Source organism: Jiangella endophytica, assembly GCF_003427025.1.
In the GTDB taxonomy this organism is placed as follows: Bacteria; Actinomycetota; Actinomycetes; order Jiangellales; family Jiangellaceae; genus Jiangella; species Jiangella endophytica.
Window position 1 is genome coordinate 164,299 of the sequence record NZ_QVAI01000012.1, and the last position, 15,405, is coordinate 179,703.

General features: G+C 72.3%; 12 protein-coding genes. 3 read left to right on the plus strand and 9 right to left on the minus strand.

Translation table 11 applies throughout. The annotated features are described in order from the left end of the window. Positions 1–139: 139 nt before the first annotated feature. The 3 genes from DZA62_RS22940 to DZA62_RS22950 all read right to left on the minus strand — a co-directional run bounded on the left by DZA62_RS22940 (position 140) and on the right by DZA62_RS22950 (position 4,240). Complete coding sequence (locus tag DZA62_RS22940; protein WP_111256804.1) at positions 140–397, minus strand: WhiB family transcriptional regulator; 258 nt, start codon at positions 395–397, stop codon at positions 140–142. Positions 398–661: 264 nt separating this feature from the next. Next, positions 662–3,349 carry a sigma-70 family RNA polymerase sigma factor gene (locus DZA62_RS22945; RefSeq protein WP_116951262.1) on the minus strand — a complete coding sequence of 896 codons (2,688 nt, stop codon included), beginning with the start codon at positions 3,347–3,349 and terminating at the stop codon, positions 662–664. A gap of 33 nt (positions 3,350–3,382) precedes the next feature. Then, positions 3,383–4,240: a hypothetical protein gene (locus tag DZA62_RS22950; protein ID WP_116951263.1), complete on the minus strand. Its 858-nt coding sequence runs from the start codon at positions 4,238–4,240 to the stop codon at positions 3,383–3,385. A 191-nt stretch (positions 4,241–4,431) separates the two neighbouring features. On the opposite strand from DZA62_RS22950, the gene DZA62_RS22955 reads away from it, so the two are divergent. Further along, entirely contained in the window at positions 4,432–5,691 is a 1,260-nt protein-coding gene (locus DZA62_RS22955) for an AI-2E family transporter (protein WP_157987846.1), read from the plus strand. On the opposite strand, the gene DZA62_RS22960 is transcribed toward DZA62_RS22955, so the two are convergent. Next, on the minus strand, positions 5,643–6,248 hold the full coding sequence (locus DZA62_RS22960) for a TetR/AcrR family transcriptional regulator (protein ID WP_116951265.1): 606 nt from the start codon (positions 6,246–6,248) through the stop codon (positions 5,643–5,645). The two genes, DZA62_RS22955 and DZA62_RS22960, sit on opposite strands and share 49 nt — an antisense overlap. Before the next feature lie 71 nt (positions 6,249–6,319). On the opposite strand from DZA62_RS22960, the gene DZA62_RS22965 reads away from it, so the two are divergent. Beyond that, positions 6,320–7,840 carry an MFS transporter gene (locus DZA62_RS22965; RefSeq protein WP_116951266.1) on the plus strand — a complete coding sequence of 507 codons (1,521 nt, stop codon included), beginning with the start codon at positions 6,320–6,322 and terminating at the stop codon, positions 7,838–7,840. Between the two features lie 2 nt (positions 7,841–7,842). Here DZA62_RS22965 and hisN read toward each other — a convergent pair whose 3' ends face one another. The 5 genes from hisN to DZA62_RS22990 all read right to left on the minus strand — a co-directional run bounded on the left by hisN (position 7,843) and on the right by DZA62_RS22990 (position 13,427). Further along, a complete protein-coding gene (gene hisN / locus DZA62_RS22970) occupies positions 7,843–8,631 on the minus strand; it encodes a histidinol-phosphatase (protein ID WP_116951267.1) in 789 nt (262 codons plus the stop codon). A gap of 174 nt (positions 8,632–8,805) precedes the next feature. Continuing rightward, entirely contained in the window at positions 8,806–9,819 is a 1,014-nt protein-coding gene (gene rsgA / locus DZA62_RS22975; protein ID WP_116951268.1) for a ribosome small subunit-dependent GTPase A, read from the minus strand. Further along, the gene (gene aroA, locus DZA62_RS22980; RefSeq protein WP_116951269.1) at positions 9,819–11,111 is read right to left on the minus strand and encodes a 3-phosphoshikimate 1-carboxyvinyltransferase; all 1,293 of its coding nucleotides are present in this window, start codon (positions 11,109–11,111) and stop codon (positions 9,819–9,821) included. The genes rsgA and aroA overlap by 1 nt, the downstream gene beginning before the upstream one ends. Positions 11,112–11,154: 43 nt before the next feature. Beyond that, on the minus strand, positions 11,155–12,666 hold the full coding sequence (gene glpK, locus DZA62_RS22985) for a glycerol kinase GlpK (protein WP_116951270.1): 1,512 nt from the start codon (positions 12,664–12,666) through the stop codon (positions 11,155–11,157). A 50-nt stretch (positions 12,667–12,716) separates the two neighbouring features. Beyond that, positions 12,717–13,427, minus strand: coding sequence for an MIP/aquaporin family protein (locus DZA62_RS22990; RefSeq protein ID WP_232827575.1), 711 nt, complete (start codon positions 13,425–13,427; stop codon positions 12,717–12,719). 229 nt (positions 13,428–13,656) lie between these two features. Between DZA62_RS22990 and DZA62_RS22995 the strand changes: the two genes are divergently transcribed. Next, positions 13,657–15,402, plus strand: a complete 1,746-nt coding sequence (locus DZA62_RS22995; RefSeq protein WP_232827576.1) for a glycerol-3-phosphate dehydrogenase/oxidase — start codon at positions 13,657–13,659, stop codon at positions 15,400–15,402. The last annotated feature ends 3 nt before the right edge of the window (positions 15,403–15,405 follow it).

Genomic DNA, 15,405 nt, shown 5'->3' on the forward strand with positions numbered 1-15,405 from the left:
GTTCGAAGGGGTGTGATGTGGTGCCCGTCACGTTCGTCGCAACTTCACGAAATGCGTGACTGCGCCCATTTCTGGGCGTCGTGCGAGCGGTGAATCCGGACGGGCCGAGTCCGCCCGAGGGGTGGGTGGCCGGCCGCCGTCAGCGGCGCGACCAGCCCCGCTCCGCCTCGGTCAGCCCGCCCCAGATGCCGTACCGCTCCGGAAGGGCCGAGGCGGCCTCCCGGCACTGCTGCGCGACCGGGCAGGACGTGCAGATGTTCTTGGCGATCTGCTCCCTGGCCCGCAGCGTGCTGCCACGGCCCTCGGGGTAGAAGAGGTCGGTGTCCATGCCCCGGCAGGCGGCATACGCCCGCCATGCGTCCCGCAGCTCGAACCAGTCCTCTGCGTACGTGTTCATGTGATCGGCCAATGCGGTCATGCGGCCAGTTCCCCCTTCGCCGTCGTGTCGAGTGGATCAGGGCCTTTGATCGACAAGACAGAGATCGGGCCCCGCTATGACGCGGCTGACGAAGAATTTCTCGAGGAATTTCTGGGCCCCGGACGAACCGGATGAAAGGCCTTACTCGGCACCCGTTCGAAGTGTCGGGAACGGGCGGCGAAACGAACCGGCCCGGTGAGCCGAGAAGGGCTCACCGGGCCGGTGTGGAGGCGCTCTGCGCGCCTACGGCTGCAGGTAGCGGAACTGCTGGTTGACGCCGCTGTGGATCGGGAAGAGGAGTGCCCGGCCGTCGGGCGCCACCTGCTCGATGTCGAGGGTGAAGCCGTGGTACTTCACGCTCCTGACCAGCTGCGGGTCGGACGTCTCGGGGTCGAGGTTCCACTGCTGGCTGTTGCTGCCGTCGCACTCGGTCAGGACGACCGCGTCGATGGGGTGGACGCCGTCGAGGCACAGGCCGGTGGCGCGCCAGACGATGGTGCCGTCGCCCGGCACCTCCCAGCCGCGGCTGGGCGCCTCGGCGCAGTCGCCGGCTCGCGGCACGCCGTTGGCGTCGACGACCAGGCAGCGCGTACCGGCCTCGCCGAGGTCGACCTGGAACCGCCCGGCCCGCACCACCTCGAGCGTGGCGGCGTCGGTGGTCGCCGAGCCCAGCTCGTTGGTGAAGACGGCGCGGTAGCGGGTGTGGTCGTCGTCGAGCGTGACTCCCGGGCGGGTGAGGGTGGCGTCGGGGCCGGTGCCGGTGGCGTCGGGGACCGGGGTCCACGGGCCGTCGGCCGACGGCGCGCTCTCCCAGGCCCAGGTCGCCTCCGGGTTGGCCGAGGCGCTGGCGGTGAACTCGACGTCGTCGCCGGGTGCGGCCTCGACCGGCTCGGGCTGCGCGGTGATCTTCGGCTGCCAGCGCACGGTGAGCGTGGCCGGCTCGGACGCCGCCTCGCCGACATCGTTGGTGAACACCGCACGGTACTGGTAGCCGTCGCGCTCGCCGCTGACGTTGGTGAGCTCGAGCGTCGACCGGACGCCCTCCTGACGGGCGGAGGCGACGGACGGGTCGGGTGCGCCCCACTCGCCGCCCGGCGCGCGCACCTGCCAGGTGATGGACATGGCGGTCGGGTTGGCCACGGCGGTCGCCTCGAACACGGCGGTGTCGCCCTCGACGACCGTGACGCTCTGCGGCTGGTCCTCGATGGCCGGTGGGTACTGCACGGTGATGACGGCCGGCTCGGTGGTGATGGTGCCGAGCGGGTTCGTCGCCTTGACGCGGTAGAGGCGGCCGTCGAGCGCGCGGTCCGGCGCCTCGATGACCAGCGTGTCGGTGGTGGCACCCGCGACGTCGACCCAGTCGTCCTCGGCCGGCGTGCCGGGGCCGTCGGGCGTCTCGCCAGGCGTCTCGCCGGCCCGCTCCTCGGCGGAGCTGATGTACGGCGTGCCCGACGTGGTCGGCGCGAACACGAACCTCGGGGCGGCCTTCTCGGTGCTAGCCGTCGTGGCCGTGGCCGGCTGGTCGCCGCCGGAGCCCGCGGGCGGCTCGGCGTACTGCCACTGCAGGTCCGGCGGCGGGTTGCCGGTGACCGTCACCGTGAGCGTGACGTCCTCGCCGGCCACGACGACCGGGTTCGACGGCGGCTGCTGCTCGATGGCGGGCGGCGCCTCGGCCGGCGGCTGGGTGGGGTCGGGAGTGGGCTCGTCGGTCGGCTCTTCCGAGGGCTCGCTGCTCGGCGTCTCGGACGGCTGCGACGGGTCGACGTCGGGCTGCTCGGCCGGCGGCTCCTCCTCGACCGGCTCGTCGGGCTCCTGCTGCGGCGGGGCGTCGGCGACCGGCTGGTCGGCCGGCGGCTCGTCCGCGGGCGTCTCGGGCTGCGGTTCTTCCTGCTCGGGCGGCGCCGGCGGCTCGTCGGCCGGCGGCTCGTCCTGCGGCTCGTCGGCCGGCGGCTCGGGCTCGGCGCTGACGGACGGCGCGGCGGCCGGCGGGTCGGTCGGGTCGTCGCCGCTGGTCAGGGCCCACGCCGCGACGGCGATGGCAGCGGCGGCGGCCGCCGCGCCACCGGCGGCGGCGAACTGCCGGGCCTGCTTGCCCCAGTTGGCCGGCGACAGGAACGCGAGCACGCCGCCACCCGCGGCGCCGGCGCCGGCCGCCACCGCACCGGCGGCGACCCCGGAGACCGGGAGCAGCAGGGCGGGCCAAAGGATGCCCCGCATGTCGGAGACGAGCAGCAGCAGTTCGTCGCGCCGTTCGCGGCAGTGCGTACAGGTGGCGAGGTGGGCGCTCATCTCGCGGGTGTCGTGCGCCGACAGCGTGCCGCGGACGTACGACGCGATCTTCGGCGCGTACGGACGGCACTCGGGCTGGACCTCGGCGGACAGGTTCACGGCGAGGTAGGCCTGCCGCAGGCCCTCGCGGGCGCGGTAGGCCAGGGCGGCGACGGCGTTGGCGGAGCTGCCCAGGGCGGGCGCCAGGGAGGCCGGCGAGCGGCCCTCGATCTCGGTGTGCCACAGCACCTGCTGCCAGCGTTCGGGGAGCGTCTCGAACGCGTGCCGGACCAGCTGGCGGTCGGTGGAGCGGGCCATGGCGTCGTCGGTGTGCGGGAGGACGTCGAGGATCGACGGGTCGGTCTGCGAGCCGTCGCGCTGCGAGCTGCGGTGGCGGTCGATGGCCAGCCGCCGCACGACCGTCTTCAGGTAGGGGGCGAACTCGAGGTCCGGGCCGCCGCCCTCGCGCAGCCGCGTGAGAACCCGGGTGAACGCCTCGGCGACGACGTCCTGCGCCTCGTCGCTGTTGTTCGTGACGATACGGGCGACCTTGGAGGCGTCGTCGACATGGCGACGGTACAGCTCGTCGTAGGCGCCCATGTCGCCTTCGCGCGTGCGCGCGATGAGCTGTTCGTCGCTGGCGGCGTCTGCTGGAATCGTCACCTGTTCTCGCTATCCCGGTTGCACCCAGGCAGCTCAGTCCAGGGATCCACTCCCTGAATGACGAAACCTGGGCGGCCTGATCTCATGATCGACATTAGCCCCCCCGAGCAGCCCAGTCACGAGTTCAGGCAATCGTGCCCTGGAGTCCGGGACAGCGAACACGTCGACCCGCACATTTGCTGTGCTCAGTTCACCGGTTTCGACCGCCTTCGTCAAGGAGATCCGCTCGACCCGTGCCTGCGCATCGTCGGGTACCAGGGCCAGCGCCATCGCGGTGCCGACCTGGCTCAGCGTGGCGTCCGGCCGGACGCGTGAACGCAGCGCCGACGCGGCCTGGAGGACCCGGGCGATGCGCCGCCACGGGCCGTCCGCCGGGTCCCATCGCATGACGAGCAGAACCAGCGCCATCGGCTCGATGCCGGACAGCCGGTCGAGCTCGTTCACGCGCCCGTAGAGGTAGCCGGCGGTGTGCAGTCCGGACAGCGGATCGATGCCCGGCGAACCCCGCTCGGCGGCGACCGCGTCGACCCACGCGTCGACCAGCCGGTGCCGCGCCGTCACGCGGGGGAGCGGCGCGCCCACCGACGCCTCGAGCACGTCCCACAGCTCGTCCAGTTCGTCCAGCAGACAGGTGAGGTCGCGCGTGCTGGCGGCGCGCTCCCACGCGAACACCGTCAGCCCGTGCGCGACGTCCTCCGGATCGGGCACGTCGGCGGTCAACGCGTCGACCACGGCCTCGACGCCGGGCGGAGGCAACTCCCCGGTGGTCGCCTCCGCCCGGCTCGTCTCCGGTGCGGGGTCGTCGTCGCGCGCACTCGCCGGCACCGGCCGCTCCAACCAGGCTGCCAGCAACGATGTCACCGGAATGTCGTCGTGGTTGAACATCGTCATCCTCGGAACTCCCCGTTCTCGCGCACGCTTCGTCCGACCCTTGCACCCACCACGACGGTGGCCGCACCGGATCATGACGCGAGATCGGCAAAGAATTTCGCGGCGGTCCTCCGACCACACCGCCGGAGCGGCCGGGGCCGTGTGTCAGGCTGGCCCTTGTGCCGGACCGCATGGTGCGACTGAGTCGCTGGTTGACCGACGTCCGCCAGCGGCTCGCGCAGGCCGCGGCGGCCGGTCAGGACCCGACGCCCGACGGCGCCCCCGTGGCGGCGGCCGACCCCGCGACGGACGGCGTGTCTCGTTCGCTCGACGAGGCGACGACCACCGGCACGGCCCCCGGTCCGGTGCCGCCGCCGCCCGCGTCCATGCCCGTTCCGCGCGCCCCCGACACCCACCCGGTGCCGAAGGTGGTCCGCGACGCCGCCGACTGGAGCTGGCGGCTGATCATCATCGCGGCCGCGGTGGCCGGGGTGGGCTGGCTGGCGTGGGAGTTGCGGGTCGTCATCTTCCCGCTGGTAGCCGGGCTGCTGCTCGCCGCCGGTCTGCAGCCGTTGGTGCGCCGGCTGCGGACGGCCGGCTGGGGGCGCGGCCCCGCGGCCGCCGCCGTGTTCATCGGCTTCCTGCTCGTCGTGGTCGGGTCGCTGACGCTGGTCGGCAACGCCGTCGGCGGCCAGTTCCAGGACGTCGTCGACCAGGCCGAGGAGGGTCTGCAGGAGGTTCGCGACTGGCTGGCCGGTCCGCCGTTCAGCATCGACGAGGCGCAGCTGGACCGCTACATCGACCGCGCCGTCGCCCTCTTCCAGGACGACAGCTCCGTCACCGAGCAGGCGGCCACGGCGGCCACCGTCGCCATCGAGATCCTGGTCGGGCTGGCCCTGGCGCTGTTCGCGCTGATCTTCTTCCTCTACGACGGCGAGCGCATCTGGACCTGGCTGGTGCGGCTGTTCCCGGCCCGGGCGCGGGCCCGTGCGGCCGCGGCCGGCGACGTCGCCTGGCTGACGCTGGGGCAGTACATCCGCGGAACGGTGCTGGTGGCGCTGTTCGACGCGGTCGCCATCACGATCCTGCTGTTCATCCTGCAGGTGCCGCTGGCGCTGCCGCTGGGCGTGCTGGTGTTCTTCGGCGCGTTCGTGCCGCTGATCGGCGCGTTCGTCACCGGGACGGTGGCCGTGCTGGTGGCGTTGGTGACGCAGGGCCTGCTGATCGCGATCGTGGTGCTGGTCGGGCTGATCGTGGTGCAGCAGATCGAGAGCAACATCTTCCAGCCGTTCATCCTCGGCCGCATGGTGAGCGTCCACCCGTTGGCGGTCGCGGTCGCCGTCGCCATCGGCACGCTGGCCGGCTCGATCATCGGCGCGATCATCGCGGTGCCGATCGTCGCGCTGGTCAACACCGTCGGCAGCTACCTCGCGTCGACCCGGGAGCGGCCGCCGCCGATCGCGTCGGGCTGAGCCAGAGCGCGGAGCGCGGACGCGAGGTCGGCCGCCGACGGCGCCGCGTCCGGGTCGATCAGCCACTGCAGCACCATGCCGTTGATCAGGCACAGCGCCGTCGAGCCGATGGTGCGCGCCGTCGCGTCGTCGATCTCCGCGGGGTCGCGTCCGAGCACCAGCCCCGCGAGGTCGCGCCGGGCCGCCTCATAGGTGCGGGCGAGGTCGTCGCGCAGTTGCGGGACGTATTCGAACTGGCCGAACGCCTGCAGGCTGGCCACCATGATCGAGCGGTTCTCCTTCTGCCCGTCCTGCAGCCCGGTGAGGAACGCCTCCAGCCGATCCATCGCGGTGTCGCCGGACCGCCCGTGCATGGCCGCCTCGATGTGGTTGCCCCAGTCGTCGAACGAGTCGATGATCGCGGCGTTGAGCAGGGCCTCCTTCGAGCCGAAGTGGTACCCGATGGAGGCCAGGTTGGTCCCTGACTCGGCCACCAGGTCGCGGGCGGTGATGTGGGCGAATCCCCGCTCCGCCAGCAGCCGCTTCGCGGCGGCGAGCAACTCCTCACGGTGTCCCATGGCGTCAGTGTAGACCCCGATTCATACGCTCGTCATAGACATATGTTTAAGACGTTTGTATAGTTCCGGCCATGACAGAGATCGTCGAGCGAGCCGGCCGCCGGGAATGGGTCGGACTCGTCGTCCTCACCATCCCGGCGCTGCTGGCGTCCATGGACCTGTCCGTGCTGTTCATGGCGGCGCCCTGGCTGAGCGCTGACCTGGAACCCAGTGGCACCCAGCTGTTGTGGATCATGGACGTCTACGGCTTCCTCATGGCCGGGCTGCTGATCACCATGGGGTCGCTGGGCGACCGGATCGGCCGCCGCCGGCTGCTCCTGGCGGGCGCGGTGGCATTCGGCGCCGCGTCGGTGCTGGCCGCCTACGCCACCAGCCCGGAGATGCTGATCGCCGCCCGGGCCCTGCTCGGCATCGGCGGCGCGACACTGGCGCCGTCGACCCTGTCGCTGATCCGCGGCATGTTCCACGACGCGAACCAGCGACGGGCCGCCATCGGGGTGTGGACCGCGGCCTTCACCGGCGGGGTGGCCGTCGGGCCGATCATCGGCGGGCTGCTGCTCGAGCACTTCTGGTGGGGGTCGGTGTTCCTGATCAACCTGCCGGTCATGGTGCTCCTGCTGATCGTGGGGCCGTTGCTGCTGCCGGAGTCGCGCAACCCGGCCCACGGCGGCGTCGACGTCGTCAGCGCCGTGCTGTCACTGGCCGCGGTGCTCCCGGTGATCTACGGCATCAAGGAGATCGCCGCTCACGCTGCCGTCTCCGCGCCCGACGTGGCCGCGATCGCCGCCGGGCTGCTCCTCGGCGTGCTCTTCGTCCGGCGCCAGCGGTCCCTGGACGACCCGATGATCGACGTGCGGCTGTTCCGCAGCCCGGCCTTCAGCGCCGCCGTGGGGACCAACGCGGCCGTGACCTTCGCCACCGCGGGCATGGGGGCGATCGCCGTCCAGTACGTGCAGTCGGTGCTGGGCATCCGGCCGTTCACCGCGGCGCTGTGGATGCTGCCCACCGTCGGCGGCACCGTCGTGGGCATCGTTGTCGCGAACCTGCTGGTGCGCCGCATCTCGCCGGGCATCGTCGTCGGTTCCGGAGCCGCCGTGGCCGCGCTCGGCTTCGCGCTGGTGGCTCTGACCGTGGAGGTCGACTCCGGCGTGGGCGTCGTCATCGCCTGCTATACGGTCCTCGTCGCCGGTGTCGGGATGGCGGCCAGCCTGGTCATCGACCTGATCGTCGGGTCGGCGCCGCCCGAGCGCTCCGGCTCGGCCGCGGCCACCTCGGAGACCGCGGGCGAGCTCGGCGCGGCCACCGGTATCGCGGTCCTGGGCAGCGTCGCGGTGGCGGTGTACGGCGACTCGCTGCGCCAGTCCGTCGCCGGTGTGACGGAGGCGGCGACCGGGTCGCTGGGCGGGGCGTTCGCGGTGGCCGACTCGTTGCCCGCGGTCGAGGCCGAGGCGTTGCTGGTGGCCGCCCGGGTGGCGTTCACCGAGGGATTCACCGTCACGGCCACCGTCGGGGCGGTCGTGCTGGGCGTCGTCGCGGTGGCCGCGACCGTCGCGCTGCGGCGCCGTCCGGTCGCCGTCCCGGTGTCGGAGTGAGCTCAGCCCTCTGCGCCGAGGTGGGCGAGCACCTCGGCGTGGAGCGGGCCGTTGGTGGCGACCGCGTCGCTGCCCTGCGGCCCGGCGACGCCGTCGAGGCTGGTGAAGCGGCCCCCGGCCTCCTCGACCACGATCGAGGGGGCCGCCATGTCGTGCAGGGCCAGTTCTGGCTCCGCCGCGATGTCCACCGCGCCGTCGGCCAGCAGCATGTACGACCAGAAGTCGCCGTAGGCGCGGGTACGCCAGCAGGCCCGCGTGAGGTCGAGGAAGGCGGGCAGCAGGCCGCGCTTCTCCCACCCGGACAGCGACGAGTACGACAGCGACGCCCGCTCCAGCGACGTCACCGCCGACACCCGGCAGCGGGTCGCCGACGACAGCGAGCGGCCGGTGTAGGCGCCGGTGCCGCGGGCCGCCCACCAGCGCCGGCCCAGCGCCGGGGCCGACACGACGCCGGCGACGACCTGGTCCTCGACCATGAGCGCGATGAGCGTCGCCCAGACGGGGACACCGCGCAGGTAGTTCTTGGTGCCGTCGATCGGGTCGACGACCCAGCGGCGGGCGCCGTAGCCGCCGGCGCCGAACTCCTCGCCGATGACGGCGTCGCGGGGCCGGGCGCGCGACAACGTCCGCCGGATCGCCTCCTCGGTGGCCTTGTCGGCGTCGGTGACGGGGGAGTGGTCGGCCTTGGTCTCGACCCGCAGGTCGGGGGCCCGGAACCGCGACATCGTCTGCGAGTCGGCGTCGTCGGCCAGGACGTGTGCGAAGCGGAGGTCGTCGTCGTGGGCCACGATCGGTCAACCTACACGGTCAGGGGTGGCTGACGGGTCTTCGGCGGCGCGGATCGACGCACAGACGTCGACCAGCTTCGTTGTCGTCGCCCGATGGCACCGCATCGAACTCCTCCTCCGCCTTGCCGGACCGACGACTGGACGCCGCCCGCAACCACCACTACCCGTCAGACACTCCTAATCGCCCGCCTGGCGGTCGCGGCTGGCCAGCAGCCGGCGGTAGGACGCCAGGCGGTCCGGGTCGACGCGGCCGGCGGCCAGCGCGGCGTCGAGGCCGCACTCCGGCGCGCCGTCGGCGTGGGTGCAGCCGCGCGGGCACTCCTCGGTCTCGGCGGCGAGGTCGGGGAAGGCGAGGATCAGGCGGTCGGGGTCGACGTGCGCCAGGCCGAACGAGCGGATGCCCGGCGTGTCGATGACCCAGCCGCCGTCCGGCAGCGGCAGCGCGACGGCGCTCGTCGACGTGTGCCGGCCGCGCCCGGTGACGACGTTGACCTGGCCGGTCGCGCGGTCCGCGCCCGGCACGAGCGCGTTCACCAGGGTCGACTTGCCGACTCCGGAGTGGCCGACGAGGACGGTGACGCGGTCGTGCAGGTGGCCGGCGACGTCGCCGACGTCGGCGACGGCCGATCCGGGCGCCAGCCGGGTCGCGACGGCCGGGACGTGCAGCGGGGCGTACGCCGCCAGCAGCGGCCCGGGGTCGGCGAGGTCGGCCTTGGTGAGGCACAGCAGCGGCTCGATCCCGGCGTCGAACGATGCCACGAGGGCGCGGTCGATCAGCCGCGGCCGCGGCTCGGGGTCGGCGACGGCGGTGACGATCATCAGCTGGTCGGCGTTGGCGACGATGATCCGCTCGACCGGATCGTCGTCGTCGGCGGTGCGCCGCAGGACGGTGGCGCGTTCCTCGACCCGCACGATGCGGGCCAGCGTGCCGGGTGCGCCGGACACGTCGCCGACCAGGCCGACGCGGTCGCCCACGACGACCGCCTTGCGGCCCAGCTCGCGCGCCGCCATGGCCGTCACCGTCATGGCGTCGAGCACGCACGTGTAGCGGCCACGGTCGACGGCGATGACCAGCGCCGGCCTGGCGTCGGCGTGGGCCGGACGGAGCTTGCTGCGCGGCCGCGAGCCGCGTCCCGGGCGGACCCTGACGTCGCCCTCGTCGTAGGACGAGGCGGCGGTCCGCCGGGCCATCACGCGGACGTGTCCTGACCGAGGAGGGCCGACCACATGCCGGGGAAGTCGGCGAGCGTCTTCGATGTGGTCGCGATGTCGTCGACCTCGACCCCCGGCACCACCAGCCCGAGCACGGCGCCGGCCTGCGCCATGCGGTGATCGGCGTAGCTGTGGAAGACGCCGGCCCGCAGCGGTGCCGGCGCGATGTCGAGGCCGTCGGCGGTCTCGGTGACCTCGCCGCCCAGCCCGTTGATCTCGGTGGCCAGCGCGGCCAGCCGGTCGGTCTCGTGTCCGCGCAGGTGAGCGATGCCGCGCAGGTGCGACGGCGTGCTCGCGACGGCGGCCAGCGCGGCCAGGACGGGGGTCAGCTCGCCGACGTCGTGCAGGTCGGCGTCGATGCCGAGCACCGTGCCGGTGCCGCGCACCGTCAGCGCGCCGTCGTCGAGCGAGACGTCGGCGCCCATGCGGGCCAGGAGCTCGCTCAGCTGGGCGCCCGGCTGTGTCGTGGCGGCAGGCCAGCGCGGCACCCGGACCGTCCCGCCGGTCAGCACGGCGGCGGCCAGGAACGGCGCGGCGTTGGAGAGGTCGGGCTCGACGACGGTGTCGACGGCGCGGACGGTGCCCGGCTCGACCCGCCAGACGTTCGGCTCGGAGTCGTCGACCTCGACGCCATGCTCGCGCAGCATGGCCACCGTCATGTCGATGTGCGGCTGCGACGGGACCGGCCTGCCGTCGTGGTGGACGGTGACGCCCTTGTCGTAGCGCGGCGCCGACAGCAGCAGCCCGCTGACGAACTGCGACGACCCCGACGCGTCGATGGTGACGTCCCCGCCGGGGACCGCGCCCGTGCCGGCGACGGTGAACGGCAGCACGCCGCGCCCGCCGTCGTCGATGCTGACGCCGAGGGCCTGCAGCGCGTCGAGCACGGTGCCCATGGGGCGCAGCCGGGCCTGCGGATCGCCGTCGAACCGGACGTCGCCGTGGGCCAGCGCGGCGACCGGCGGCACGAACCGCATGACGGTGCCGGCCAGGCCGGTGTCGATGGCGGCGTCGCCGCGGACCGGCGCGGGCGTGACACGCACGTCGTCGCCCTCGGTCTCGAGGCCGACGCCGAGCACCCGCAGCGCGTCGATCATCAGCCGGGTGTCGCGCGCCAGCAGCGGATGGCGGACCAGCGACGGCCCGGCGGCGAGCGCGGCGAGCACGAGTGCGCGGTTGGTGATCGACTTCGAGCCGGGCAGCGCGACGGTGGCGTCGACCGGTGCGGCGGCGGTCGGTGCAGGCCAGAGCGGGGCAGTGGTGTCGGTCATCGGGCACCCAGCCTATCGGGTGCCCGACGACCTCACCCGCGGATTATTCCGCGTCGACCCAGTCGAAGGTCTTCGTGACGGCTTTCTTCCAGGTGCGGTACAGCTTCTCGCGGTGGGCATCGTCCATGTCGGGATCCCACTGCTTGTCCTGCGCCCAGTTGGTGCGGATGTCGTCCTCGCTGTTCCAGAAGCCCGTCGCCAGGCCGGCCGCGTAGGCCGCGCCGAGCGCCGTCGTCTCCGCGACGACCGGCCGGATGACCGGGACGCCGAGGACGTCGGCCTGGAACTGCATGAGCAACTCGTTCGCCACCATGCCGCCGTCGACCTTGAGCGACGTCAGCGCCACCCCGGAGTCGGCGTTCATGGCGTCGATGACCTCGCGGGACTGGAAGGCCGTGGCCTCCAGCACCGCGCGGGCGATGTGCCCCTTGTTCACGAACCGGGTCAGCCCGACGATCGCCCCCCGGGCGTCGGACCGCCAGTACGGTGCGAACAGACCGGAGAACGCCGGGACGAAGTAGGCCCCGCCGTTGTCGTCGACGCTGCGGGCCAGCGGCTCGATCTCGGGTGCCGCGCCGATGATGCCGAGGTTGTCGCGCAACCACTGCACCAGCGAGCCGGTGACCGCGATGGAGCCCTCCAGCGCGTAGACGGCGGCGTTGTCGCCGATCTTGTAGCAGACGGTGGTGAGCAGGCCGTTCTCGCTCATCACCTTCTCCGTCCCGGTGTTCAGCAGGACGAAGTTGCCGGTGCCGTAGGTGTTCTTCGCCTCGCCCGGCGACAGGCAGGCCTGGCCGAACGTGGCCGCCTGCTGGTCGCCCAGGATCCCGGCGACGGGCAGCCCGCCCAGCGCGCCGCGCTCGCGGATGGTCCCGTACACCTCCGACGACGACCGGATCTCCGGGAGCATCGACAACGGGATGCCCATGTCGGAGGCGTTGTCCTCGCGCCAGGACAGGGTGTCCAGGTCCATCAGCATGGTGCGCGAGGCGTTGGTCGGGTCGGTGTAGTGCAGCCCGCCGTCCGGCCCGCCGGTGGCGTTCCACAGCACCCAGGTGTCCATGTTGCCGAACACCAGGTCGCCGGCCTCGGCCTTGGCCCGGGCGCCCTCGACGTTGTCGAGGATCCACTTCACCTTCGGTCCGGAGAAGTAGGTGGCGAGCGGCAGCCCCGTCGTGGCCCGGTACCGTTCCTGGCCGCCGCCGAGCTTCCCGAGCTCGTCGACGATGCGGTCGGTGCGGGTGTCCTGCCAGACGATGGCGTTGTAGACCGGCTTGCCGGTCGTGCGGTCCCAGACCACGGTGGTCTCGCGCTGGTTCGTGATGCCCACAGCCACGACGTCGTTGGTGACGAGGTCACGTTTGGCCAATGCCCCCGCGCAGACCTCACGCGTGTTCTGCCAGACCTCCACCGGATCGTGTTCGACCCAGCCGGCCTGCGGGAAGATCTGCTGGTGCTCCCGCTGGTCGACGGAGACCACCCGGCCGGAGTGATCGAAGATCATGCACCGGGTGGATGTGGTGCCCTGATCGATGGCGGCTACGTACTGAGTCATCCCTTCTCCTCACATCGTCGTACGGGGGCAGGCAGTACCCGGTTGGGCGATCAGTAGATGGCCTTGGCGAGCAGGGCGCCGAGGACACCACCGATGATGGGACCCACCACGGGCACCCAGGAGTAACCCCAGTCGCTCGTGCCCTTGCCTCTGATGGGCAGGAGCGCGTGCGCGATGCGGGGGCCGAGGTCACGGGCCGGGTTGATGGCGTAGCCGGTCGGGCCACCGAGGGAGGCACCGATGCCGACGACCAGAAGGGCGACGGGCAGCGGGCCGAGGTCGACCGGCGAGTTGCCGAACGAGAGGATGACGAACAGCAGGACGAAGGTACCGATGATCTCCGTCACGGTGTTCCACAGCGGGTTGCGGATCTGCGGGCCCGTGGAGAACACGCCCAGCTTCTTGCCGGCTTCCTCCTCGGCGTCGAAGTGCTGCCTGAACGCCAGCCAGCAGACGATGGCACCGACGAACGCGCCGCAGAGTTGGGCGAGGATGTAGGTCGGTACGTCCGACCAGTCGGTGGTGCCCTCGACGGCGAGGCCGATCGTCACGGCGGGGTTGATGTGAGCGCCCGAAGGCAGCGCCACGTACACGCCGGAGAAGACCGCAAGGCCCCAGCCGAAGTTGATGAGCAGCCAGCCACCGCCGAGCCCTTTGCTCTGCGTGAGGATCGCGGTGGCGACCACACCGCAGCCCAGCAGCGTCAGCATCGCGGTGCCGAGGAACTCGCTCTGGAAGATGTCGCCGAAACTCAGGTCCATGTGAACCTCCGCTTCCGTTGACGACAACGGCCGTGGCGTCCCCGGTATCCCGGCTGGTCTCGGCAACGTTGCCAAGGGTCTCTTCGGAACTTACTGGTGCGTAGAGCAACTGTCTACGTTCTTCGCGACCTGAGCGGGTAGCGTGTTGCAGGGGTGCCGCTGACGCGATGCGACCTTGGCGGCATTCGACCGCTTTATGCGCTCTGAGCTGCAAGGAGACGTGATCGACGTGACCCGTGACAGCGAGCGGGCCGAAACGGCCGGCCCGAGTGGCCGGCTGGGGCCGCAGGCTCGGCAGGAGAACTGGGACCGCCTCGGCTCCGAACACTTCGACGTCGTCGTCATCGGCGGCGGCGTGGTGGGTACGGGCGCCGCGCTCGACGCCGTCACGCGCGGGCTGCGGGTGGCGCTGGTCGAGGCGCGCGATTTCGCCGCCGGCACGTCGAGCCGGTCGAGCAAGCTGTTCCACGGCGGCCTGCGCTACCTCGAGCAGTTCGAGTTCGGCCTGGTGCGCGAGGCGCTGCACGAGCGCGAGCTGATGCTCACCCGCATCGCTCCGCACCTGGTCAAGCCGGTGAGCTTCCTCTATCCGCTCAAGCACCGTTGGTGGGAGCGCCCGTACACCGCGGCCGGTCTGCTCATGTACGACACCATGGGCGGCGCCCGGTCCGTGCCGGGCCAGAAGCACCTCACCCGGGCCGGAGCGCTGCGGCTGTTCCCGGGCCTACGCCACGACGCCCTCATCGGCGGCGTCCGCTACTACGACGCGCAGTCCGACGACGCTCGCCACACCCTCACCGTCGCTCGCACCGCCGCCCACTACGGCGCCGTCGTGCGGTCGTCGACGCAGGTCATCGCGTTCCTGCGCGAGGCCGACCGCATCACCGGCGTACGTCTGCGCGACGTCGAGACCGGCGCCGAGCAGGAGGTCACCGCCGACGTCGTCGTCAACTGCACCGGCGTGTGGACCGACGAGATGCAGCGGCTGGCCGGCACCCGTGGCCGGTTCCGGGTCCGGTCCAGCAAGGGCGTGCACATCGTCGTCCCGCGCGACCGCATCGCCGCCGAGAGCGGGCTGATCCTGCGCACGGAGAAGTCGGTGCTGTTCGTCATTCCGTGGCGCAACCACTGGATCATCGGCACCACCGACACCGACTGGAACTTCGACCTCGCCCACCCCGCGGCCACCAAGGCCGACATCGACTACATCCTCGAGCACGTCAACTCCGTCCTCGCCACCCCGCTCACCCACGACGACATCGAGGGCGTGTACGCGGGGCTGCGGCCGCTGCTCGCCGGCGAGAGCGAGCAGAGCTCGAAGCTGTCGCGCGAGCACGCGGTGGCCCGGCCCGCGCCCGGCATGGTCGCCATCGCCGGCGGCAAGTACACGACCTACCGGGTCATGGCCAAGGACGCCATCGACGCCGCCCGCACCGACCTGCGCGGCTGGATCCGCCCGTCCATCACCGACAAGGTGCCGCTGCTCGGGGCCGACGGCTACCACGCCCTCGTCAACCAGGTCGACCGCCTGGCCGACGAGCACGGCGTCCACCCGCACCGGCTGCGGCACCTGCTCGACCGCTACGGCTCGATGGTGTACGAGGTGCTGGCGCTGGCCGAGGGCCGGCCCGACCTCCTGCAGCCCATCCCCGGCGCCGCCGACTACCTCCAGGTCGAGGTCGTCTACGCGGTCACCCACGAGGCCGCGCTGCACGTCAGCGACGTGATGACCCGGCGCACGCGCATCAGCATCGAGTACCCGCACCGCGGGCTCGACTCCGCCGACGCGGTCGCGCGGCTCATGGCCGAGACCCTCGGTTGGGACGACGCCACCATCGCCCGCGAGGTCGACGTCTACAGCAAGCGCGTCGAGGCCGAACGCGCGTCCCAGACCGAACCCGACGACCAAGCGGCCGACGGCGTCCGTTCCGCGGCCCCCGAGTTCCGCCCCGGCGTCGCCGAACCCGTGGTCTGAGGC